Here is a 21,183-nt window from a genome sequence, read left to right on the forward strand (position 1 = left end):
CTTATGCAGATATTCCGCAGCATGATCATCGAAGCCCCCATTGAAAAGGTTTGGGCTGCGGTCCGTGCTTTTGATGGTGTTGCCGCCTGGAATCCGGGTGTGACCAATGCCAGACTGGAAAGCGGCGCAGCAACGGCGACCGGGACCATCCGTAGCCTGCAAATCGCCGACGGCACCGTCTTTCGCGAAACGCTGCTGGCGCATTCAGACGTCGAGACCTTCTACACCTACGACATTCTGGAGAGCCCGCTGCCGGTTACCGGATATGTCTCGACCCACCGGTTTTTTCCGATCACCCACAGCGACCAGACGCTTGGTGTTTGGGAAAGCCGGTTCGAATGCACGCCCGAGGACGCCGCCCAGATGGAACGGGTGGTTGGTGATGTCATTTACATCGGCGGAATGACCGGACTGAACATGTTTTTGAAGGAGAGCTAAAATGCCTGATACCCTGGCCCCGCGCGCTGTGATCGGCGTTATGACCCCCGCCATGAACACGGTTGTTCAGCCTGAATTGGAACTCCTTCGGCCGGACGGCGTAACCAACCAGATGCAGCGCTTTCGATTGGGCGGAGACTCAATTTCGGACGACCTGCCAGAGGAAGCCGCGAAGCTGATGGATTGCCAGCCCTCAGCCATTGCTGTGGGCCTGACCACAGATGCGGGGCCCGGTGGGCCGGATAAGCTGAAAAAGCGTTGTGATGAGGTTTCGGAGCAAATCGGTGTCCCGCTCATGGGGGCATCCTTCGCGGATTATGAAGCGCTGCACAGTTTGGGTGCGACTTGCATCGGTATTGTCACTCCGTTCGATGCCAAAGTGGATGCCGTCGTTAAGGCCAACACGGAAGCGGCGGGTTTTCAGGTCGTAGCGATCAAAGGTACCGAAGCTCCGTCTCTGCCCGCTATTTGCGAGACGCCGCTGGCAGACATTCGGAGAGTTTTTGCGGAAGTTGCCGCCTCCGATTGCGATGTGATCCTTCAGGTCGGCACCGCGCTGCCCGTTGTCGCGATGATTGCGGAGCTCGAAAAGGCGCACGGCAAGCCCATCGTCGCATGTAACGCCGCAGTTTATTGGCAAACGTTACGCAGTATCGGGATCACGGATCCCATCCATGGTTACGGTCAGTTGCTGGAGTCACATTAAGTGTCTGATCATGCCGAGGTGGTGGTCATCGGCGGCGGCGCTGTCGGGGCCGCAGTCCTTTATCATCTTGCCGAGGCCGGCATCACCGACACAGTCCTGATCGAAAAGAACGAACTGACATCCGGATCTACCTGGCACGCGGCCGGCAATATCCCGACCTACGCAAATTCCTGGCTCGGGATGCGGGCAGGCAACTATGCGTGGCAACTTTATAAAGAGCTCGCAAAAGACCCCGAGGCGCCGATCACCTATCGGCATACTTCCGCCATCTGGCCTGCACACAGCCAAGAGAGGATGCAGCTTTTTCAGCATTTGTGCGGTGTATCGCGCTCTGCGGGATTCGATCTTTCCATGCTTAGCCCGGCGGAGGTTGAGGCAATGCATCCCTATTGGCGGACCGACGCTACGGTACTGGGCGGCATCCTCGATCCTTATGAGGGCGACATTGACCCAAGCCAGTTAACACAGGCTCTGGCGAAACATGCACGTGCCAAGGGGGCTCAGGTCAAACGCTTTACACGTGTGACAGGATTGACGCAGCGGGCGTCGGGCGAATGGGAAATTGAAACATCCCGTGGGGAGATTGTAGCGGGTACAGTGATCAACGCCGCAGGCTCAAGCGGCGCACTCATAGCTGAAATGGCCGGATTGCATCTGCCGGTCATCACGCTGGAGCATCAATACATGGTGACCAGCGCGCTGCCTCAACTGGAAAAGGATACCGAAACCTTTCCTTTGATCCGGGACCCGGATCTCCGCTTTTACCTGCGCCGGGAACGCAATGCGCTGCTGTTGGGGTCCTACGCGCACGAAGGGCGTCCGGTCTGGCGCGACGGGGTGCCCGCCAATTTCGACCACCAGCTTTTTGCGGATGACATTGATGGCATGATGGCGGTTTTTGAGGCTGCGGCTTCGCACGTACCGCTTTTATCCGATGCAGGTGCGCAGCAGTTTGTAAACGGGCCGATCCCATATGCACCGGACGCGCTGCCCCTGGTCGGGCCCGCAGGCGGCATCCGCAATTTCTATCACGCCACGGGTGTTCAAATCGGCATCACGCATTCCGCGGCAATTGGCAAAGCGATGGCCGAATGGCTAAGCGAAGGCGAAACCGAATGGGATCTTTCCGCTTGGGACCCGCGCCGCTTCGGACGTTGGGCGACAGAAGACTATGCAGCTGCGCGCGCGTCCGAACATTACGATCTGCAATATGCCATTCCCTATCCGCACCGCATCCTGCAATCGGGACGGCCCGTAAATCAGACTCCGCTTTACGAACATCTGCGCAGCCAGGGTGCCGTGATCGGACAGATCGGTGGCTGGGAGCGGGCATTCTGGTTCAAACGGAACGCGGCGGATGATTCAGAGGCGCTGAGCTTTGGGTATGAACCATGGCAGGACGCTGTGCGCGTTGAGTGCGAAACCGTAAGAGATGCGGTCGGCATCATGGACCATGGCGGTTTCACAAAATACCTGCTGGAGGGGCCAGAGGCTGTTGCAGTTCTGAGCCGCTTAATTTGTGGCGCATTGCCCCGGGTTGGTCGTGTGCGCCTGTCATACATGCTGACCTCAAAGGGGCACATATGGTCGGAAGCGACGATCGCACGCCTGGCGGAAAACCGCTTTCTGCTATGCGGCCCGACGCTGGCCGTTGACCGGGATTTCGATTGGATTTCCACCCAAATCGGGCAGGCAGATGCAGCGCTTGCCAAAGGCTATGTGCATGACGCGGCTTTGCTGGTAATGGGGCCCAAGTCACGTGCGCTGTTGCAATCCCTGACATCGGCTGATCTGGGCTCAGAAACCGCCCCATGGATGAGCGTGACTGAGATCGAAATCGCGGGCGTCCCCGTCACGGCCATGCGGGTCAGTTATGTGGGCGAATTGGGGTGGGAGCTGCATACATCGTCTGATCATCTGACAGAACTTTATCGAGCCATTTGGCAAGCGGGTTTGCTGCACGGCATCTGTAATTTTGGCTCCTATGCACTGAACGCCATGCGGATCGAGAAAGGCTACCATGGCTGGGGGGCAGATTTCGGCACGGAATACACCTTGTTTGACGCGGGTCTGTCGAACTTCGCCAATATGTCGAAAGGCCCGTTCACAGGGCGAGAGGCAGTTGTCCGGCAAGCGAACAACGACGCTGACTGGAACTTCATCGGGATGGAAATCACAGACCCGGGTCCCGACCCGCTGCCGTCCGATCCAATTGTGAAAGACGGCGAAGTGATCGGCTATCTCACTTCGGTGTCCATGGGGTACCGAACCGGCAAGCTTCTGGCACTCGGCTATGTCGAGAAAGGGGCGTTGAACATGGGCGAGGCCTGCAGCGTCCAAGCGTTCGGGACCGAGCGCCGGGCTGTCCGGCATTCGCATCATGTCTATGACCCGGACAACCGCAAACTGCGGGCTTAGCCGAACCCTCCTTCTATATTCGACCACGTGGCCAAGGCCTGTCCGACGTCCATAATCGGACCGTTGTCCTCGTCTTCGGTGCGCATCAGAACCTGCCATGGAACCTCGATCCCATCCTTTCCAACGCGGGCTCCGACGATGCGTCCCGCCTCGATCGCCGGGCGGACGGCCCAGCCTGCCAATACGCTGCTTCCCTGGCCGGCGGCAACCAGTTCGACGATGGCTTCAGGCAACTCCACAGTTGCGGTCCAGCGGGGATAGCTTTCTGTAGGACGGAACAGACGCGCAAACTCCCGGTCCGGTTCAGGGGTCTTGGTGTAGGTAATGAACTCCTCGCCTTCGATATCCACGCCGTCTATGAAGGCTTTTCCGGCATGGCGGTGGTTGGGTGGCATGATGAACAGCAGCTCATCCCGAAACAGCGCGATCGGGCAGGTCCCAAAGGGGACAGCTTCGCCCGAGACAACGATCAAATCCACATGCCGATTGGTAAGTGCCTGAATCGGCTCGCGCCCGGCGCTTGCCATGACCTGCAGGTCTACGCCCGGAAGATGTGTTCGCAAATAGCTCGTGAAGCCGGGCAGCCAGTGATACGAGCTATAGGCTTCTACAGCGATGCGCACAACGTGCTCGGCCCCGCGATCCATACGCCGGACATCTTGTTCGGCACGGTCCATCTCAGACAAAACGCGTTCGGCAGTATCAGCGAGATAATCGGCGGCGGGCGTCATACGCAGTCGCTTGTGCATACGCGTAAAGAGGACGACATCCAGCCGGCGCTCCGCCTCTTTTATGCGATGTGAAAGGGCAGACGGCGTGACACCTAAGGCCTCGGCCGCATCGGTTACGCGCCCATGCATCGCAATGGCTCGAATCATCTTGAGGTGACGCAGTTCAAGCAGCGGGCCGTCTGGCATGAAATTACCTGAATTACTTTCACAAGAACTACCAATTTTCTTAATTGCTTTTCATCTGAGGTCAAGTCGAAACTCATGCTCACGTCAGCAGAGGAGTGCGCAATGACCGAATCAGTTCAGGATATGTGGTGTGCACGGGCGCGATCGGTTTTGCCAGCGGGCGGGTTTGGGAATTACGACCCAAGCATCGTTATCAAAAGAGGGCGCGGCGCCCGTGTCTGGGATGAAGATGGTAAGGAATACATCGACTACCTGATTGGCTCCGGCCCCATGCTCGTCGGTCACAACCACCCGGAAGTGATGGAGGCCGTACAGGAGCAGCTTGCCAACGGCATGACGTATTTTGCCAATAACGCCGCCGGAATCGAATTGGCTGAGGTCATTTGCGAGGCCGTCCCCTGTGCGGATCAACTGCGGTACGTCTCATCCGGATCTGAAGCAGACATGTATGCCATGCGGTTGGCCCGTGCCCATAGTGGGCGCAATCTTATTCTGAAGTTTGAGGGCGGCTATCACGGCATGTCCGGCGAAGCGCTCATGAGTATGGCACCCCAACGGCTGGAGAACTTCCCGCAAGCCGTTCCCGACTCTGCAGGCATCCCCCAGGCGACCCGTGATGGGGTTATTGTCGCGCCCTTTAACGACATCTCATTTGCGCGGCAGATTATCACCGAATATGCGGATCAATTGGCAGGAGTGATTGTCGAACCTCTGCAACGTCTGATCCCACCTCTACCCGGTTTTCTCGAAGCCCTGCGCGAAGAAACGACGCGCCACGGGATCGTGCTGATCTTCGACGAAGTCGTAACCGGATTCCGTCTCGCTTATGGCGGTGGTCAGGAGCTTTATGGTGTTACCCCTGATCTCTGTACTTTGGGGAAAGTCATTGGCGGCGGTTTTCCAATGGCTGCAATTGCCGGAACATCCGACATCATGGCCCATTTTGACGTCGAGAAAGTCGGTCCCGAAGGCCTCACTTTTCAAATCGGAACCCTCAGCGGGAATCCTGTTGCCGCCGCCGCTGGCTTAAAAACACTGGAAATTCTGCGTCGTGCAGGGGCTTACGAGACGCTTCGCGCCACCGGGCGCAAGCTGATGAAAAAACTTCAAACCGAGGCCGCCCGAATGGGTTTAACCGCGACCCTGGTCGGGGACCCGGTCCTTTTTGACATGGTTTTCGCGAAGGCGCCGGTGGCCGACTATCGCGATACCTTAAGAGCCAACTCCGACCAGCAGCGGACCTTCAATGCATCACTTCGCGCAGATGGGATTCTCAAAGCCCCAATGAAGTTTTACGTATCGCTTGCTCATACAGATACCGAAGCCGAAGTGACCGAACGCGCAATTACCCGCGCAATCGAGGCTGTTGCGACCGCGTGAAGAGCCTTTAGTGCGACATTGGCACAACTGACGGACTCTGCATCGAAATACACCCGAGTTGCCGGGCGTCGGCGATACTGTATTTGTTGTTTGTATCCGTTAGTCCCGCAATATCCCGGCTCAACTGGGACGATCGAATTAACCAGCGTGGGACAACAGGCACGCTAATTCCTATCAAGCCTTTCCTAGAAATATAAGAAACGATCCCGTTTTGACCGAGGCGCTGCGTCTCTGTTGGCTCACATCAGGGATGATTCTGACGCCAGACCTGCATTGATCACCAAAACTCAATATCATCGGTGTCGGCCAGGACCTTGGAGGCGGTGAAACCATCCGGCACACGCGCGCCGTCGTTGGTGAGCACCGCGCCGCCGCCGCACTTCAAACATTCATGCCAAATGGTGGTGAGCTGCGCTTGGCCGATGGTGTTGAGGACATTGAAATTGTTGAGCACGAAAAGCTGGTTGTGCGTATCGTTCACCTGAGTTGCGAACAGAGTCCAGACATAGTCAGCCACCTGAACATCCTTCTTCGTCTCACTTCCCGTCTTGTAACCCAAGCCCTCAAGGCGGACCTTTTCGGACGGATCGGTGGTCCCGACAGAAGTGGCGCCTTTTCTCTTCAGCTTGCCCGGTGGCTTCATCGTATAGAATTTGGCGGAGGTGGTTCGCTGGTTCACGCCAATCACCCGCTGACGGTCAACCCGCAGCTTGCCGCTGTGCTTTCCGGTGTCACTGGTCCAGAGCGTAGCGTTGGCTTGGCCGGCCCCCAGGCCAATCGGATTTTGACTGTGTGCCCGCAAGGTCGCGAGCGCGGTACTGACCCATTCCACGACGATCTTTACGTCTTCTTTCAGGACCGGCATTTCATCGTAATTGCCCATAACAATCGTCATTTCTTGTGCTCCCAAAGGATATTCATTTTAGTGACAGTAACATCGATCGATCGCGGCGATATTTTAATCTCTGAATGGGTTCCGCGATCGAATTGCTCTAGGGATGCGAGATGGTCTGCGCCCGGGCACTGTGGAAAACCGTAACCGATGACTTGATCAACCGAAAACGAAGGTATTGGACGTCGAAGAGCAACACGAGGAATTCAGCGAAGAAAACTTCAACAGCTTTGAGTTTTTTGCACTTGTTGGAAAAGCCGCGTCGGTCATAGCTTTGACACCTGCTTTGCGGCACTTGGTGATTCGGATAAGGAAGCGGCAGTTATGTTTTCAGGGCGAATGGACGAACTTCGAAGAAAACTGATTGAGTCAGATTTCGATGTTGCACTGATCACCGACGACGACAGTGTCTATTACTTCACCGGCTACTACGATTATCTCCATATGGAATTCGGGCGCCCCACGATCCTTGTCGTTCCCAGAGAGGGTGAAAGTCTGTTGATCACGCCCAGCATGGAACTGGACATGGCCGAAGCCGCAGCGGTCGTGGACCGGATCGAAGCCTGGAATGACGGTATGGGTGAGGAATGGCGCACGGCTCTGCCCGCATCGCTCGCCGGGTCGGGCAGGGTGGCAATTGAACCGGACGTCATGCCGCCGCTGGTGCGCAATTATCTTGATACCATCGTCGCGGTGTCGCGGCTGGGCGACGTTACACCCATCGTTTCGGATATGCGGATGATCAAGTCGGAGGAGGAGATGAACCTCGCCCGGCACGCGGGTCAGGTGGCGATGGCGATGATGGACGCCGGCCGTGAGGCAATCGGTGACGGTGTCCGGGAATACGAAGTGGCGCTCGCCACCTCGGCGGCGGGGACGCGCAAGGCGGCCGAACTGCTCGATGCGCACTATCAGGATGCGCGCATGTCACCCAACACCCATTTCCTGCAGATCATGGCTTCGGGCGCGGAAATCACCAAGCCGCATCATCGTGCGACAACCCGGGTGATGCGTCGGGGCGAACCTGTATTTCTATGCTTCTGCGGAATGACCAACTTCCATCGTTTCAAGCTCGGCTTCGATCGCACCTTCTGGATTGGCGAAATCGCAGATAAATCACAAGAAGCCGTCTATCGGGTCGCTGTCGAGAGTCAGGCAGCGGCACTCAAACTGCTGCGTCCCGGCATCACCGCAGAAGAAGTTCATGCTGCCTATGCCGACGTCATTCAGGGTGCCGGCTACGAGTATCCTTTCCGTTGCGGACGCGCCACCGGCTTTAGTTTTCTGGAGAAACCGCAATTGGTTTTTGGGGACAAGACAGTTCTTCAGCCGGGCATGGTTCTCGCCGTCGATGGGTCGGTCAGCGTGGCAAGATCTTTCCGCGCCCAGGTTGGCGACAGTTTTATTGTGACCGAAGACGGCTATGAGCAATTGACCATCCACCCCAAGTCTCTGAATGACGTCGTTCTCTAGTGGAGGCAGGCAATGTTTAATACAGGCGATAAAGTACGATCGGCGCCACGGACCCCTGAACTTGATGCAGGCCAGCACTGGCGGGCAAAGCTTGGCTTTATACTGATGTCCACGGATCTCGCGGCCGAATCTGATATGTTTGCCATGGTGCCGGAGGGTGTGGCGATACACTTCACGCGCCTTAAGACCGAGGATTATACGACCAATGAGACCCTCGCGCGGCATATCGACGCCATGGCGGATGCCGCTTCCCGCCTGCAACCGGACACCAGGCCTGACGTTATCAGTTACAGCTGTACGAGCGGCTCGATCGTAAACGGCGAAGAGCAGGTTATGTCTGAAATCAGGCGGGGGGCACCCTACGCGCAGCCCATGACACTGGTGACCGGTGTCGTCGACGCTCTGCGCGAATTGGGCGCAAAGAAACTGGTCGTCGGCACACCTTATCTCGACGAGGTCAATACCGCCGAAGCGGAGTTCCTGGTTGATAAGGGCTTTGAGATTCTCGATATCCAGGGTTTGAACCTGGAGACCGGCGTCGAATTCGGACGCGTGACACCGGACTATTGGAAGCGTTTTGCGCTGGAGATCGACCGACCTGACGCGGATGCGGTTTTCTTGAGTTGTGGCGGTATCCGGGCTCTCGAAGTTGCCGAGGAAATCGAACAGGAGATCGGGAAACCCGTCGTTACCAGCAATCAGGGTCAAATGTGGAGTTGCCTGCGCCGTGCCGGCATCAGAGATGAAATCAGCGGCTTCGGCCGGATCTTCTCCAGACCCGGAACATCACTCCTCCCCGCAGACTAAACGGCGTTGCTGCTTCAATTGAATGAATCACTCTTGATAGGAAAAACGCTGCGTCCGTATCTGCCTTCGTCATCGCATCCTTGCCATAGGCATGATTTACTTCCAGCTTCGAAGCGGAATCAACTGATCAAATTCGAGAACGAGGGAAGGGGCAGGGGCCTCGCAAAATGAAACTGATCCACTTGACCGACACGCATTTCGTACCTCGGGGAGAGACGCTCTATGGCGGTGACCCGCGCGCTGTCCTGGAAGCCGCGGTTGCAGATATCAATAAACACCACAGTGATGCGGATCTTGTTTGTATTACCGGCGATCTCACGCACTGGGGCGAAACGGAAGCCTTTGAAAGTCTCGCCGAGGTCTTGTCGCCTTTAACACCGCCGGTCCAGTTGTTGCTTGGTAATCACGATAACCGCCCGGTCTTTACCGCATGCTTTCCCGATCAGAAATGTGACGAAAGCGGATTTGTGCAGTCCGTGCGAAAGACATCGCAGGGACATCTGATTTTTCTGGATACCTATCTGGAAGGAAGCCATGCGGGGTGGTTTTGTGACAAACGGCGCGTCTGGTTATCGGAACAATTGAAGGGGGCGGAGGAGGCGGGGGCACCCGCTTTTCTCTTCATGCATCACCCACCTTTCAAGATCGGTCTGGCACCACTTGATAAGATTTCGCTCCAGGAACCTGAAGCCTTCGCCGCCGTTATTGCGCCTTACGCCGATCGTATTCGCCATCTTTTTTTCGGGCATATCCATCGGCCTTTATCAGGAAGCTGGAAAGGAATCCCGGTATCGAGCCTGCGCGGTATGAACCATCAATGCTGGTTCGATCTGGAGTCCGAAGATATCCTTTCAGGAAGTTTTGAACCGCCGGCCTACGCGGTTGTCTTGATAGCCGATGATACGGTCGTCATTCATACCCACGACTTCCTCGACGGCAGCAAAAAGTTTGATATACGCAACAGCCCGTTCGACGATTGGGCTGTCAGGTATAGCCATGCCTAATTCAACGGAGGCATTCCACCAGTGGATCATCCTCTAAAACCGCCCAAGCAAAATACCGTTGCACCAACCCGCCTGCCGTCCATGCAGTCGCTCAAGGCTTTTGACGCCGTCGCGAAATTCGGAAGCACGGTGCAGGCGGCAGAACACCTGCACATCACGCCGAGTGCCATCACCCATCAACTCCGTAAACTGGAAGAGTCTTTCGGTGCCCGTCTGGTCCGTAGGAACGGACGCAATTTAGAACTCACCTCAGCAGGCAATCGCTACGCCGCAGAAGTCAGGCGCGCCCTGCAGATTATCGCGCAGGCCTCGATCCCGGTTGGTGACGAGGAGCCCTACGGCCATCTCTGCATTAACTGTCAAAGCGGCTTCGGCGCTCATTGGCTCAGCCAGCACATAGGAAAGTTCAACGGACTCTATCCGAATGTTTCGATCAAGGTTGTCACACCCGACGACCGGATCGATGTCTTCAGCAATGACATCGATCTTTCCATCGTCTATGGCGACGGCGTCTGGCCTGGAATGCAGGTGGAGTTGCTCTATTCACCGAGGTTCTTTCCGGTTTGCAGTCCACGGCTTATCGAGGCCTTCGGTGAGGTTTCTCATCCCAATGACCTCTCAAACTATCCTTTGCTTCACCACAAGGATTACAGTGATTGGGCGATCTGGCTGGCCGCCGTTAAGGCCAACGGCGTCAAGTCCGACCAGGGCACGGTCTTTACCGACGTAAATCATTGTATCGCAGCGGCCCGGGCCGGACATGGTATTGCCATTGGCGACAATGTTCTTGCCAGTCAGGCCGTGCGTGACGGCGCCCTGGTGCGGCTGTTCCGTGGCGATGTTGTCGGCTCCAAGTCCTATTACCTCGTGACACAGGATGAAAAACGGAAACGCCTTGCTGTAGCCGCTTTTCGAAAATGGGTTTTTTCTGAGTTTGAGAAGTCGGTAGCTGACGGCTGAGAGTCCGGACCGTCTGGAGCGGAAGGTCGGTCCAGAGCAGCTTTAAGCCAACGCCAGTAACAGGCAATCGCTGAATAAAATTCATAAAATTGGGCAAAAACGTTTCAGTTGCGCGGAATTCGTTCGCCGTAATCATATGTGGCTGCGGAGAATTGCCGCGTCCGCGCTTGATTGAACGAAGAGATTACTTTGGCCCAAATATCTACGAACGGCGTGTCGAAACGCTACGGCGGCATCACCGTTCTGTCGGAAATCGGTATCGAAATCAACGACGGTGAATTCCTTACACTGCTGGGGCCATCCGGTTCGGGCAAGACCACATTCCTGATGATCCTTGCCGGTTTCGTCGAGCCTTCAGCCGGCCAGTTGTTTAAAAACGGCAGCGATATCACACAGCTGCCCGCCGAACAGCGGAACTTTGGTATGGTCTTTCAGGGCTATGCCTTATTTCCGCATCTCACAGCACGCCAGAACATAGACTATCCCTTGAGGATTCGCGGTGTTCCCCAGGATAAACGCCGGTCTGACGTCGAACGGATTATCGGGACCGTTGGGTTGGACGGACATGGGGACAAGAAACCTTCACAGCTGTCTGGCGGGCAGCAGCAGCGCGTCGCCCTGGCACGGGCTCTGGTGTTCGGTCCTGATCTTCTTTTGCTGGATGAGCCCTTGTCCGCGCTGGACAGAAACATGCGCGAACAGTTGCAGGTGGAGTTAAAGCGATTGCATCGGGAAACCGGAACGACCTTCGTGTTCGTCACCCACGATCAGAGCGAAGCTCTGGCGCTGTCCGACAAAATTGCAATCTTCGATCAGGGAAAATTGGTACAGACCGGTACGCCTGAGACGATCTATCGCGAACCGAACACCCGTTTCGTCGCGGAGTTCCTGGGCAGCATCAATATTGTCCCTCTACAGGGGCCGGTGCAGGACGGCTCGGTGCTGAGGGGGACTTTTGGCGGGCAGCTTCTGGCGGCACCTCAAAGCAGTGACATGAACGGTTATACCAGCTGTTGCCTCGCCATTCGGCCTGAACATATGCGCGTCAGCCGCGATCGGCCGCAGGATTCAACCAATGCTCTGAAAGTTCAGGTTCGCGATCTCACTTATCAAGGCGCTACGACCGATCTGGTTTTGTCGGCAGCCGATGAATTGATCCTGACGTTTTCGGTTCCGAGCACGACCGCTGAATTTCAACCTCGCGCCGGCGAAAAAATTTGGCTGAGTTGGCCCGCCGACAAAGGAAAAGTTCTGACCGTTTGACATAGAGGCTTTGAGAACCACCAAAAAGGGGAGAAGACATGAATAAAGACTTCAAACGCGATTGCGTCGACCTTCTCAGGTCGAAATACGAGGCCGGTCAACTCAATCGACGCACGCTTCTCGCGGGCTTGACCGCACTCGGAGTGAGCGCAGTATGGCGACCAGGCAAGGCGGGCGCCGCAGACCAGCTTGTGGTGGTCAATTGGGGCGGCGACGCGATACCGGCCTATGAGCAGGCCTTTACCAAAAGTTTCAGCACGGCCACGGGTACGACCATCCAAATAGACGGCTCCGGCCCGCTTGAAGGCTCAATGAAGACACAGTTTGAGAGTGGTTCAGTACGCTGGGATGTTTGCGATGCTGAGCCCTATTCAGCACTGCGTCTTGGCCGGGCCGGCATGATTGAGCCCATTGATTATTCAATCGTGGACAAATCCAAGATCGAGCCAGGATTCGCCGACGAATTCAGTGCGCCCTCCTACTTCTACAGCCATGTGATCGCCTATGACGCAACCAAGTTCGGCGCGAAGCCGCCGAGCTCCTGGGCTGATTTTTGGGATGTGGAAAAATATCCCGGTAAACGCACGCTCTACAAATGGATGACCGGCGTGTTGGAAGCGGCACTTTTAGCCGATGGTGTCGATCCTGCGGAGCTTTATCCCCTGGATGTGGATAGAGCGCTGGCCAAGATCGAAGGTTTGAAGCCCCACGTAGCGAGCTTTTGGCAGTCCGGTGCAGAAAGCCAGCAGCTTCTGCGCGACGGTGAAGTCTCGATGGGTTTTCTCTGGCATACCCGGGCGAGCCTTACCGAACGCGACACGGAAGGCGATGTCCGCTGGACCTTCGACCAAGGGCTGGTAACGCCGTCAGGCTGGACAGTCATTAAAAACAATCCTTCGGGTGCAAAGACGGCGATGGAGTTCATCGCGCACTGCCAGAAACCTGAGTACCAGGTGATTCTGCTGCAAGAACTAGGCAATGGCCCGGCGAACCCGGCGGCGCATGCCCTGGTGCCCGCGGACTTCGCGAGCGTTGATGCGAGCTCGAAGGAAAATTTTGCACGTCAGATTGCCATTCAAAGCGAATGGTATGCCGAACACTTTGGCGGTGCTCTCGACAAATATCTCGCGCTGATCGGTAGCTAAGAGACTGGAGCAGGGATGGGGAGCGTGCGGCAGACCCAAGTGTTGCAGACGGTGTTGCTTTGGACTCTGCCTGTCCTGGTGCTTCCGTTTTACATCGCGCCTTTGCTAGGCGTTTTCGAGTGGTCTCTGTCGCGCCCAGAACCCGGGTTGCAGAACTATGTTAGGCTGGTAACGGATGGAGACGTCATCGCTGTTCTCCTCCGAACTTTCCGCATCTGCCTGCTTGTGACTCTGATCAGCGTTCTCTGTGCGTATCTGCTCGCTTACCATTGGGTGTTCGGTTCACCGGCGCGACGCCTGATCATGGAGATCTGCATCTTTATCCCCTTTTGGATATCCGTGCTGATCCGTGCTTTCGGATGGATTGTTCTTCTGCGGACCAAAGGCGTGGCGAACGACATCCTGTTGTTTTCCGGGGTTATTTCGGATCCGCTTTATCTCGTGCGTACCGAGTTCTCAGTTGTCCTGGGTATGGTCCATTTCATGGTTCCCTTTGCGGTCTTCCCTCTGGCATCGGTGATGCGGCAGATCGATCCCAAGATCTTACTCGCGTCACGCGGCATGGGCGCCAGCGCCAGCTTTACCTTTTTCAACGCCTTTCTCCCCCTGACTCTGGCCGGAATCGTCGCGGCCATCATTATCGTGTTCGTGTTTTCGCTTGGGTTCTTCATCACGCCGGCCGTCCTTGGCGGCGGTAAGATCGTGATGATCGCGGAATACATCTACATCCAGATGTTCCAGACTACGAACTGGGGGTTCGGCGCTGCGCTGAGCGTCGGGTTGTTGGCGATCGTGGCGATTCTGAGTGCTCTGCTCTTTCGGGTTATTCGGCCGGAAAGGCTTGTCAGATGACCTCATTCGGCGAGCATCTCAAGCGGCGTTGCCTGATCGTCATGGCTTATCTGGTCGGCATTTTCATGTTGGTACCGCTGATCGCAGTCATCCCGATCTCCTTTACGCCGAAGCGGTTTTTGTCCATGCCGGGCTCGGACTGGTCGCTCCGGCACTATCACGCCCTTTTCACCAGCGACGCCTGGACAGGAAGTATCGCCGACAGCGCCGTGATCGCGCTCGTCAGCGCCTGCCTGGCGACCCTTTTGGCGACGGCGTTTGCACTGGGATTTTGGTACCGCCGGCCGCGTTTCGGTGCCCTTTTGGTTGGCCTGGCAATCCTGCCGCTTGCCGTGCCGCCCGTCGTCTCTGCCGTCATCATTTATTTTCTCGAGGCACGCCTGGGCATCATCGACAGCTATCTTGGACTCGTGATCACCCACGTCATCATGGTTTCTCCCTTCGCGGTTATCGTAATGCTGACTGCGGTATCGAGGCTCGACAGATCGCTCGAACTCGCATCGCGAAACCTGGGCGCATCGGCGGTACAGACGACGTTTCTGATCGTACTTCCGAACCTCAAGTTCGGTCTCTTCTCCGCCTGGTTTCTCAGTCTTGTGCTGTCCTGGGAAGAGATCGCGGTGACCCTGTTTGTCAGCGGCATCGATGTTATCACCCTGCCCAAACGCATATGGGATGGTTTACGCCTTAATGTCGATCCGGTCATCGCCGCTGTATCGGTTATCCTCATGGCGGTGACTGTCCTTGTCATCTTGGCCCGTTCATTTCTGGTCTACGCCGGAAGGGCGAAAAATCACACCTGATCTAACACTCCAAGCGGCTCAACGCATTTTAAACAGAGGAACGATTGCGATGCTCACCACGCCTGATCAAATGCAGACACAGGAACGTTTCACGCTTCAGCGCCGCCGCGAAGGCGGTTCCACGCCGCGTATGAACTTTTGGGGTGCAGAGGACGAGTACGGCATTTTGACCGACGTGTTGTTGGGAACGCCGGCAAACCTGAAACACCTCTCAACCTCCTCCTTGTCGCGCAAATACCTGCGTGAAGCCCCTTGCGACATCGCAGTTGCCAAAGATCAACACAAGGAACTGATTGCCGCGTACGAGCACTTCGGGGTGCGGGTGCATTACCAGTCGGAGGATTCGGCTCTGCCGATGCAGGTCTATACCCGGGACTCCAGTTTCATGACTCCGTTCGGCGCGGTCATCACCAATATGTGCAACTGGTGGCGACGGGGCGAGAACTTCGCTGCAATCCGCACCTATGAGAAGTTGGGAATTCCGATCTACGACTGTATTACGGCCGGCTTGTTCGAGGGCGGCGATTTTAACGTTATCGAGCCGGGATGTGTTCTGGTTGGCTGTGGTGGTGAGCGCACGCAGGATGAGGCCGTTCAACAGGTAAAAGGCTGGTTCGAAGCGGAAGGCTGGGAAGTCAAGCCAACCTATTTCGATCCTTACTATGTGCACATTGATCTGATGGTCGTAATGCTCGCTGAGAAACTGGCGGCGGTTTGCCTGGAATGTACGGCTCCGGACGTGGTTGACTGGCTGAAGGGCAAAGGCATTGAAATCATTCCCGTGCCGTTTCAGGATACCGTCACTTTGGGCTGCAACGTCATGTCTCTGGGTAAGGACAGGATTATTGCACCGAAGCACAGCCGCAGCCTGATCGAACAGGTGAAGGCACGGGGCTTCCAGGTTGCCGAGATCGATATGAGTGAAATCTCGAAAACCGGCGGCGGTATTCACTGCATGGCGCAGTCACTTCGCCGGGAGTAGAAAACATAGGGGGAAGAATGCTCGACGAAACATTAAGCCGGGAGATCCTGGCGGCGGTTGATGAAGGTTTCGGCGGGCAGCTTGCCTTTACCCAGAATTTGGTGCGGTTTCCCTCCCTGCGTGGCCAAGAACACACGGCGCAGGATTTCCTCTTTGAAGAGATGCGCGCCCGGGATCTGACAATGGATCGCTGGGCAATCGAGGTTGGCGACATCGAGCACCATCCCGGTTTCTCGCCTGTCAAAGTCGACTACAGTAATGCCATCAACGTGGTCGGTACGCATAGGCCAGGAGAGGAGCAGGGGCGTTCCCTGATCCTCAACGGACATGTCGATGTAGTTCCGACCGGTCCGCTAGATATGTGGAGCAAGCCGCCCTTCGACCCGCATGTGGAGGGTGACTGGCTCTACGGTCGGGGATCCGGCGATATGAAGGCGGGGATCGCAGCAAACATCTTTGCTCTCGATGCTCTGAAGAGGCTTGGGTTTCATCCTGCCGCACGCGTACATCTTCAATCTGTGACCGAGGAAGAATGCACCGGCAATGGAGCACTTTCCTGCCTTGTCCGCGGTTACCGTGCCGATGCCGCAATCATCCCTGAACCGATGGATGGCAAATTGGTCAGGGCCAACGTCGGAGTTCTGTGGTTCCGCGTTCATGTGCGTGGTGTGCCGGTTCATGTGCTGGAAGCTGGTTCCGGCGCGAATGCCATCGAGGCGGCTTTCCCTCTGATATCCGCTCTCCATGAACTGGAAGAACGCTGGAACGGCGAGAAGTCGGCGCAGAAATACTTTGAAAACCTTGAACACCCAATCAATCTGAATGTCGGCAAGATCGCGGGCGGTGATTGGGCCTCTTCAGTGCCTGCCTGGTGTTCCTTCGATTGCCGTATTTCCATCTATCCCGGTTGGAACCCGGCCGAACGGGCGGCGGAAATCGAAAGCTGCCTCAGAGCCGCGGCACAAAACCATCCTTTCCTGGCCAACAATCCGCCCGAGGTTGAATGGAATGGGTTCTTCGCCGAAGGTTATGTACTGGAGGAAGGCAGCGACGCAGAACGGTTGCTCGAACGCACGCACCTGGCGTCCCACGGGCATAACCTAGAGAGCATGGTCACACCGGCCTATCTGGATGGCCGCGTTTTCGTGCTTTACGATAACTGCCCGTGTCTCGTTTACGGCCCTTATTCAGAAGGCATCCACGGCTTCGATGAACGAGTGAGCCTGAGCTCCATCAAACGCGTGACCGGCGCCATAGCGCTCTTCATTGCCGAATGGTGCGGCCTGGAACGCATTTCTGACGGCTAGAGTCTAATCGTTAGCGTGCTGGAAGCTGTGTCTCGACCAGCTTGGTCCAGTAATCGCGGCCAATCGTCAGAATCTCGTCGTTCAGATCGTAATGCGGATTATGGAGCGATGATCCGCAGTGCCCCTCCAATCCGTTGCCGATCAGAATGTAGCAACCCGGTTTCTTCTGCAGCATACGCGCGAAGTCTTCCGAAGCGCCGCAGGTAGGGCAGTCCGGGTCGACGGCCGGTTCGCCCGCAACCATGCGCGCGGCAACGATTGCGGCCTCGGTTTCAGCCGGCGAATTCACCGTGGCGACAAAATCCTGTTGATAGTGAACGTGTCCCTCCGCGCCATAGGCGCCGCAGATTCCCGACACGATCTCACGCATACGCCGTTCAATGAGCTCCTGGGTATCGCTTGATAACGCGCGGCAGTCGCCTTTGATGGTCACCTCGGAGGGAATGATGTTCCGCGCACCGTCTGTGAGCATTTCAGTAACCGAGACCACACACCAGTCCTGGGGGCCGACAGAGCGGGAGGCGATCGTTTGTAACGCAAGCACGACTTCTGCCCCGATCACGACCGGATCGATGGTGCGGTTGGGCATGGAGGCGTGTCCACCACGGCCTTTGATCGTGATGACGAAGATGTCTTCCGAAGTCATCATCGAGCCCTTGCGGACAGCGAAGTGCCCAGCGGGTATGCCCGGCATGTTGTGCATGCCGTAGACGGCCTCCATGGGAAAGCGCTCGAACAACCCGTCATCGATCATGGAAAGCGCGCCGCGGCCGTCCTCTTCGCTCGGCTGGAAGATGAAATAGACCGTGCCATCAAAGTCACCACTCTCGGCCAGGTGCTTGGCGCCACCCAGCAGCATCGCGGTATGGCCGTCGTGACCACAACCGTGAAAGACCTTGTCGTTGACCGATCGATGCGCGAAGTCGTTGGCCTCCTGGATGGGCAGAGCGTCCATATCTGCGCGTAACCCAATGGCCCGGTTGCCCTGGCCCTTGCGCAGAACGCCTACGATCCCGGTGGTTCCGATGCCGCGATGGATTTCCAGGCCGAAACTTTCCAGCAGTTCAGCCACCTTGTCCGAGGTGCGGACTTCGTTAAAGCCAAGCTCGGGATGTTTGTGGATATCCCGCCGCCAAGCTGTCATTTCTGACTGAATGAGTTCTGAATTTTGTGTCATGGAAATCCCCAAACCCCGGATGTTTGCGCCATAGTCGGCTTTGTGTCTGATGAAACATGGAATGACAAGCCTGTAATGACGAGTCAGATTTAGACGCGACGAAGCCAATCAGATGTGACCGAATTTTTATGATAAGGACTGCCGTCTGTATCCGCCGTCACCAACGCGGCTATCAAATTCCGTCTACCGACTCCAAGTCTGGATCTGTATGTATTTTTGCCAACTCCCGTCCCTGAGAAACGCACAACCCCTATTGTCACGAAGGTCGTTCCGCTTGCTCGAGCGTTCCGTCAGATGGGTCTTATTGATCATCATAATGAGCGTGGCTGGCACGGCGATGGCGGACCCTGCAGCGGTTCAGGATTCTGATGCTCGTTCAAAGCCTGAAGGCAACGGGTGGAGGCAACTTGGTATCGGCATTTCGAGCCAAACCTTTACCAAAGTCATCTTTAACAGCGATGGCCGCCGTGGTTGGGCGCTTGGAAACGATGATTCGTTGTGGGCGACGACTGATGGCGGTGCCCACTGGGTAGTGCGATTCAGAGCTGGCATTGTTCTTCACAGTATTGCGTTTGCAGCTGATGGATTGAGAGGCTGGGCCGTTGGTGAAGATGGCACAATTATTTACAGCCACGACGGTGGCAAGAGCTGGAACTATAAACGTCAAGGAGGTTCCACCCTCTACAATGTCACGTTCGATGCAGCTGGCAAACTGGGCTGGGCGGTCGGTGGGACAGCTTATCCTGCCGATGGAGTCATCCTCGCGACCAAAGACGGTGGTGAGTCCTGGGTTCAACAGTACAGCGGGAGCCTCGTCTTTTACGATGTCGCCTTCACTGCAGACGGGCGCCATGGGTGGGTTGTCGGACAAATCGGGGAGATACTCGAAACGAGTGACGGTGGGACGACATGGAACGAACAGTTCAGCAGTGCGGATGGGCTTCTGGGGGTTGAGATCCATCATGACGCCGTTCGAGGATGGGCGGTTGGCGTAAACGGCGTGTTGATAATGACTGAAGATGGTGGCCAAGATTGGTCTGAACTCTACCTGGGCCGGCACAAACTGATTGATGTTACGTTCGTAGATGATGGAAAGCGTGGTTGGATCGTAGGGGATGACGGTCTGATTTTATCTACGCTCGATGGTGGCGAGACATGGCGGGAACAGCAGAAAGGCGGCCCAGATCTTCTCAGCGTCACGTTTGACAGTGATGGGCGACAGGGCTGGGTTGTCGGCGCGTCCGGCACAATTTTTACGACGGCAGATGGCGGGCAAAACTGGACCCAACAGCGACACGGCAGCCCAACCTTTTTATCCGCATCATTTTCTGATGATGGACAAACGGGCATCGCCGTTGGTGCAAGCTCCTACAATGATAGCGGCGTTATCTTCACGACGAAAGATGCAGGCACGACGTGGCTCGAACAGGTTAACGGCGTCGAACCTTTATTGAGTGTTGTTCTTCACGGCGATGGCAATAACGGGTGGGCCGTTGGTGCGAAAGGGGCCATTTTCTGGACCATTGACGGCGGGGAGCATTGGGTGAGCCAGACTGTCGGAATTCCAACTCTCCTGGATGTTGCATTCGATCGGAAAGGCCGGCGCGGTTGGGCGGTCGGTTTGGCGAGCGCCATTTTTTCTACCCGTGACGGCGGCAATACCTGGGTCTCACAGCGAGAATTGAAGGCGGGAGATTTCGACAGGGGCAGCTTATGGGGGGTTGCGGCCTCGGAAGATGGTTCACACGTGTGGGCAGTTGGGGGAACGGGATATCGCGGTTCCAGGCGCAGGCTGATCATGATGACTAAGGATGGCGGGCGGACCTGGACAGAAGAGACAAATGACTCGCCAACTCTCTACGATGTGTTTTTTCTGCCTGACGCTAAGACCGGTTGGGCTGTCGGAGGATATCAAGGGTGGGGCGACGCCGTGATCATGAAGACCATCAATGGCGGGGAAAGCTGGACCGAACAACAGCGTGACGGCCCAGCTCTAATTAGAGTTTCCTTTCAGCCGGACGGGCGGCATGGCTGGATCCTGGGTGAGGAGGGCCTCATTCTGGCGACTGTTGATGGCGGTGAGACTTGGTCGGAGCTAGAACTGCCCAAGGCCGGTTTGTATGCTGTTACGGCGCTCAAGGGTGGTCGGTTTTTAGCTGTTGGAGACTATATGAACACGGTCATCAGCACAGGAATTGCGGGCGGCCGTTAGACTGGCGTCAAATAAAATCGACGTCGTCTCCCAGCGAAATCCTGCCGCCCTTTATCACGCGGCAACAAACGCCGCCGCGCCAGTCCGGTTCCAATGCCCGGCGTAGACCGGGGCTGGCTTTATCCATGATGGTACAGGGATCGGTTTCGCAGTAGATCTCCAGAACGACATCGCCAATTTTCAAGCGCGAACCTGTGGCTTCTTTCAATGCAACGCCTTCGACCAGCAGATTGGCGCGGCGGGTGGTCCAGGCCAGGTCCTTGCCATGTTCGGCGCAGGTTGCTTCCCAATCTTCGCGGGCAAGGACCGAAATCTGCCGGCGGCGAAGCTTGCCGCGGTAGTCGCCTTCAAGGCCCTGTTCCACCGTAACTCCGGCGGCGTGAATTTCTTCCATCGGCGCTCCGCTCTTGGCTTTTCGGGCAATGCCCAGCAACTTTCCCATCTTGC

At 56.5% G+C, this 21,183-nt stretch carries 19 protein-coding genes; 15 read left to right on the forward strand and 4 right to left on the reverse strand.

The features are described 5' to 3' along the window. Window positions 1–3: 3 nt before the first annotated feature. From QMZ18_RS26155 to QMZ18_RS26165, 3 genes are read left to right on the forward strand one after another with little or no spacing between them, the layout of a single operon-like run. Window positions 4–438, forward strand: coding sequence for an SRPBCC family protein (locus QMZ18_RS26155; protein ID WP_282609322.1), 435 nt, complete (start codon window positions 4–6; stop codon window positions 436–438). Between the two features lies 1 nt (window position 439). Beyond that, window positions 440–1,144, forward strand: coding sequence for a hypothetical protein (locus tag QMZ18_RS26160; protein ID WP_282609323.1), 705 nt, complete (start codon window positions 440–442; stop codon window positions 1,142–1,144). Further along, window positions 1,145–3,562: an FAD-dependent oxidoreductase gene (locus tag QMZ18_RS26165; protein WP_282609324.1), complete on the forward strand. Its 2,418-nt coding sequence runs from the start codon at window positions 1,145–1,147 to the stop codon at window positions 3,560–3,562. Here QMZ18_RS26165 and QMZ18_RS26170 read toward each other — a convergent pair. Continuing rightward, on the reverse strand, window positions 3,559–4,479 hold the full coding sequence (locus QMZ18_RS26170; protein ID WP_282609325.1) for a LysR family transcriptional regulator: 921 nt from the start codon (window positions 4,477–4,479) through the stop codon (window positions 3,559–3,561). The genes QMZ18_RS26165 and QMZ18_RS26170 overlap by 4 nt on opposite strands. Before the next feature lie 102 nt (window positions 4,480–4,581). On the opposite strand from QMZ18_RS26170, the gene QMZ18_RS26175 reads away from it, so the two are divergent. Beyond that, window positions 4,582–5,859 carry an aspartate aminotransferase family protein gene (locus tag QMZ18_RS26175; RefSeq protein WP_282609326.1) on the forward strand — a complete coding sequence of 426 codons (1,278 nt, stop codon included), beginning with the start codon at window positions 4,582–4,584 and terminating at the stop codon, window positions 5,857–5,859. 277 nt (window positions 5,860–6,136) lie between these two features. Here QMZ18_RS26175 and QMZ18_RS26180 read toward each other — a convergent pair whose 3' ends face one another. Further along, window positions 6,137–6,754: a hypothetical protein gene (locus QMZ18_RS26180; protein ID WP_282609327.1), complete on the reverse strand. Its 618-nt coding sequence runs from the start codon at window positions 6,752–6,754 to the stop codon at window positions 6,137–6,139. 321 nt (window positions 6,755–7,075) lie between these two features. Here QMZ18_RS26180 and QMZ18_RS26185 point away from each other — a divergent pair, with 321 nt between their 5' ends. From QMZ18_RS26185 to QMZ18_RS26230, 10 genes are all read left to right on the forward strand, one after another. Then, entirely contained in the window at window positions 7,076–8,224 is a 1,149-nt protein-coding gene (locus QMZ18_RS26185) for a Xaa-Pro peptidase family protein (protein ID WP_282609328.1), read from the forward strand. Window positions 8,225–8,236: 12 nt separating this feature from the next. Continuing rightward, the gene (locus QMZ18_RS26190) at window positions 8,237–9,031 is read left to right on the forward strand and encodes an arylmalonate decarboxylase (RefSeq protein ID WP_282609329.1); all 795 of its coding nucleotides are present in this window, start codon (window positions 8,237–8,239) and stop codon (window positions 9,029–9,031) included. A 167-nt stretch (window positions 9,032–9,198) separates the two neighbouring features. Then, a complete protein-coding gene (locus tag QMZ18_RS26195) occupies window positions 9,199–10,035 on the forward strand; it encodes a phosphodiesterase (protein WP_282609330.1) in 837 nt (278 codons plus the stop codon). Window positions 10,036–10,056: 21 nt separating this feature from the next. Then, window positions 10,057–10,995 carry a LysR substrate-binding domain-containing protein gene (locus QMZ18_RS26200; protein ID WP_282609331.1) on the forward strand — a complete coding sequence of 313 codons (939 nt, stop codon included), beginning with the start codon at window positions 10,057–10,059 and terminating at the stop codon, window positions 10,993–10,995. Window positions 10,996–11,184: 189 nt separating this feature from the next. Then, window positions 11,185–12,258, forward strand: coding sequence for an ABC transporter ATP-binding protein (locus tag QMZ18_RS26205; RefSeq protein ID WP_322097302.1), 1,074 nt, complete (start codon window positions 11,185–11,187; stop codon window positions 12,256–12,258). 38 nt (window positions 12,259–12,296) lie between these two features. Beyond that, window positions 12,297–13,403 (forward strand): ABC transporter substrate-binding protein, encoded by a 1,107-nt coding sequence (locus QMZ18_RS26210; RefSeq protein WP_282609332.1) that lies wholly within the window; start codon window positions 12,297–12,299, stop codon window positions 13,401–13,403. 24 nt (window positions 13,404–13,427) lie between these two features. Beyond that, window positions 13,428–14,255, forward strand: coding sequence for an ABC transporter permease (locus QMZ18_RS26215; protein WP_282609333.1), 828 nt, complete (start codon window positions 13,428–13,430; stop codon window positions 14,253–14,255). Further along, window positions 14,252–15,058 carry an ABC transporter permease gene (locus tag QMZ18_RS26220; RefSeq protein ID WP_282609334.1) on the forward strand — a complete coding sequence of 269 codons (807 nt, stop codon included), beginning with the start codon at window positions 14,252–14,254 and terminating at the stop codon, window positions 15,056–15,058. Before QMZ18_RS26215 ends, QMZ18_RS26220 begins: the two co-directional genes overlap by 4 nt. Window positions 15,059–15,107: 49 nt before the next feature. Continuing rightward, window positions 15,108–16,040 carry a dimethylarginine dimethylaminohydrolase family protein gene (locus tag QMZ18_RS26225; RefSeq protein ID WP_282609335.1) on the forward strand — a complete coding sequence of 311 codons (933 nt, stop codon included), beginning with the start codon at window positions 15,108–15,110 and terminating at the stop codon, window positions 16,038–16,040. Between the two features lie 17 nt (window positions 16,041–16,057). Continuing rightward, window positions 16,058–17,347 (forward strand): ArgE/DapE family deacylase, encoded by a 1,290-nt coding sequence (locus QMZ18_RS26230; protein WP_282609336.1) that lies wholly within the window; start codon window positions 16,058–16,060, stop codon window positions 17,345–17,347. Between the two features lie 10 nt (window positions 17,348–17,357). Here QMZ18_RS26230 and QMZ18_RS26235 read toward each other — a convergent pair whose 3' ends face one another. Further along, window positions 17,358–18,524 carry a M20 aminoacylase family protein gene (locus QMZ18_RS26235; RefSeq protein ID WP_282609337.1) on the reverse strand — a complete coding sequence of 389 codons (1,167 nt, stop codon included), beginning with the start codon at window positions 18,522–18,524 and terminating at the stop codon, window positions 17,358–17,360. A gap of 316 nt (window positions 18,525–18,840) precedes the next feature. Here QMZ18_RS26235 and QMZ18_RS26240 point away from each other — a divergent pair, with 316 nt between their 5' ends. Beyond that, complete coding sequence (locus tag QMZ18_RS26240; protein WP_282609338.1) at window positions 18,841–20,736, forward strand: YCF48-related protein; 1,896 nt, start codon at window positions 18,841–18,843, stop codon at window positions 20,734–20,736. Window positions 20,737–20,743: 7 nt separating this feature from the next. On the opposite strand, the gene QMZ18_RS26245 is transcribed toward QMZ18_RS26240, so the two are convergent. Further along, complete coding sequence (locus tag QMZ18_RS26245; RefSeq protein ID WP_282609339.1) at window positions 20,744–21,178, reverse strand: MOSC domain-containing protein; 435 nt, start codon at window positions 21,176–21,178, stop codon at window positions 20,744–20,746. Window positions 21,179–21,183: the final 5 nt, after the last annotated feature.

It is taken from the genome of Pelagibius sp. Alg239-R121 (genome assembly GCF_947331435.1).
Classification (GTDB): Bacteria; Pseudomonadota; Alphaproteobacteria; order Kiloniellales; family Kiloniellaceae; genus Denitrobaculum.

Bases quoted from the DNA above. Each gene is read 5' to 3' on its own strand.
- QMZ18_RS26180 (WP_282609327.1), bottom strand. From the start codon at position 6,754: ATGACGATTGTTATGGGCAATTACGATGAAATGCCGGTCCTGAAAGAA.
- QMZ18_RS26170 (WP_282609325.1), bottom strand. From the start codon at position 4,479: ATGCCAGACGGCCCGCTGCTTGAACTGCGTCACCTCAAGATGATTCGA.
- QMZ18_RS26230 (WP_282609336.1), top strand. From the start codon at position 16,058: ATGCTCGACGAAACATTAAGCCGGGAGATCCTGGCGGCGGTTGATGAA.
- QMZ18_RS26210 (WP_282609332.1), top strand. From the start codon at position 12,297: ATGAATAAAGACTTCAAACGCGATTGCGTCGACCTTCTCAGGTCGAAA.
- QMZ18_RS26235 (WP_282609337.1), bottom strand. From the start codon at position 18,524: ATGACACAAAATTCAGAACTCATTCAGTCAGAAATGACAGCTTGGCGG.
- QMZ18_RS26240 (WP_282609338.1), top strand. From the start codon at position 18,841: ATGAGCGTGGCTGGCACGGCGATGGCGGACCCTGCAGCGGTTCAGGAT.
- QMZ18_RS26245 (WP_282609339.1), bottom strand. From the start codon at position 21,178: ATGGGAAAGTTGCTGGGCATTGCCCGAAAAGCCAAGAGCGGAGCGCCG.
- QMZ18_RS26225 (WP_282609335.1), top strand. From the start codon at position 15,108: ATGCTCACCACGCCTGATCAAATGCAGACACAGGAACGTTTCACGCTT.
- QMZ18_RS26195 (WP_282609330.1), top strand. From the start codon at position 9,199: ATGAAACTGATCCACTTGACCGACACGCATTTCGTACCTCGGGGAGAG.
- QMZ18_RS26155 (WP_282609322.1), top strand. From the start codon at position 4: ATGCAGATATTCCGCAGCATGATCATCGAAGCCCCCATTGAAAAGGTT.
- QMZ18_RS26175 (WP_282609326.1), top strand. From the start codon at position 4,582: ATGACCGAATCAGTTCAGGATATGTGGTGTGCACGGGCGCGATCGGTT.
- QMZ18_RS26185 (WP_282609328.1), top strand. From the start codon at position 7,076: ATGTTTTCAGGGCGAATGGACGAACTTCGAAGAAAACTGATTGAGTCA.
- QMZ18_RS26160 (WP_282609323.1), top strand. From the start codon at position 440: ATGCCTGATACCCTGGCCCCGCGCGCTGTGATCGGCGTTATGACCCCC.
- QMZ18_RS26220 (WP_282609334.1), top strand. From the start codon at position 14,252: ATGACCTCATTCGGCGAGCATCTCAAGCGGCGTTGCCTGATCGTCATG.
- QMZ18_RS26190 (WP_282609329.1), top strand. From the start codon at position 8,237: ATGTTTAATACAGGCGATAAAGTACGATCGGCGCCACGGACCCCTGAA.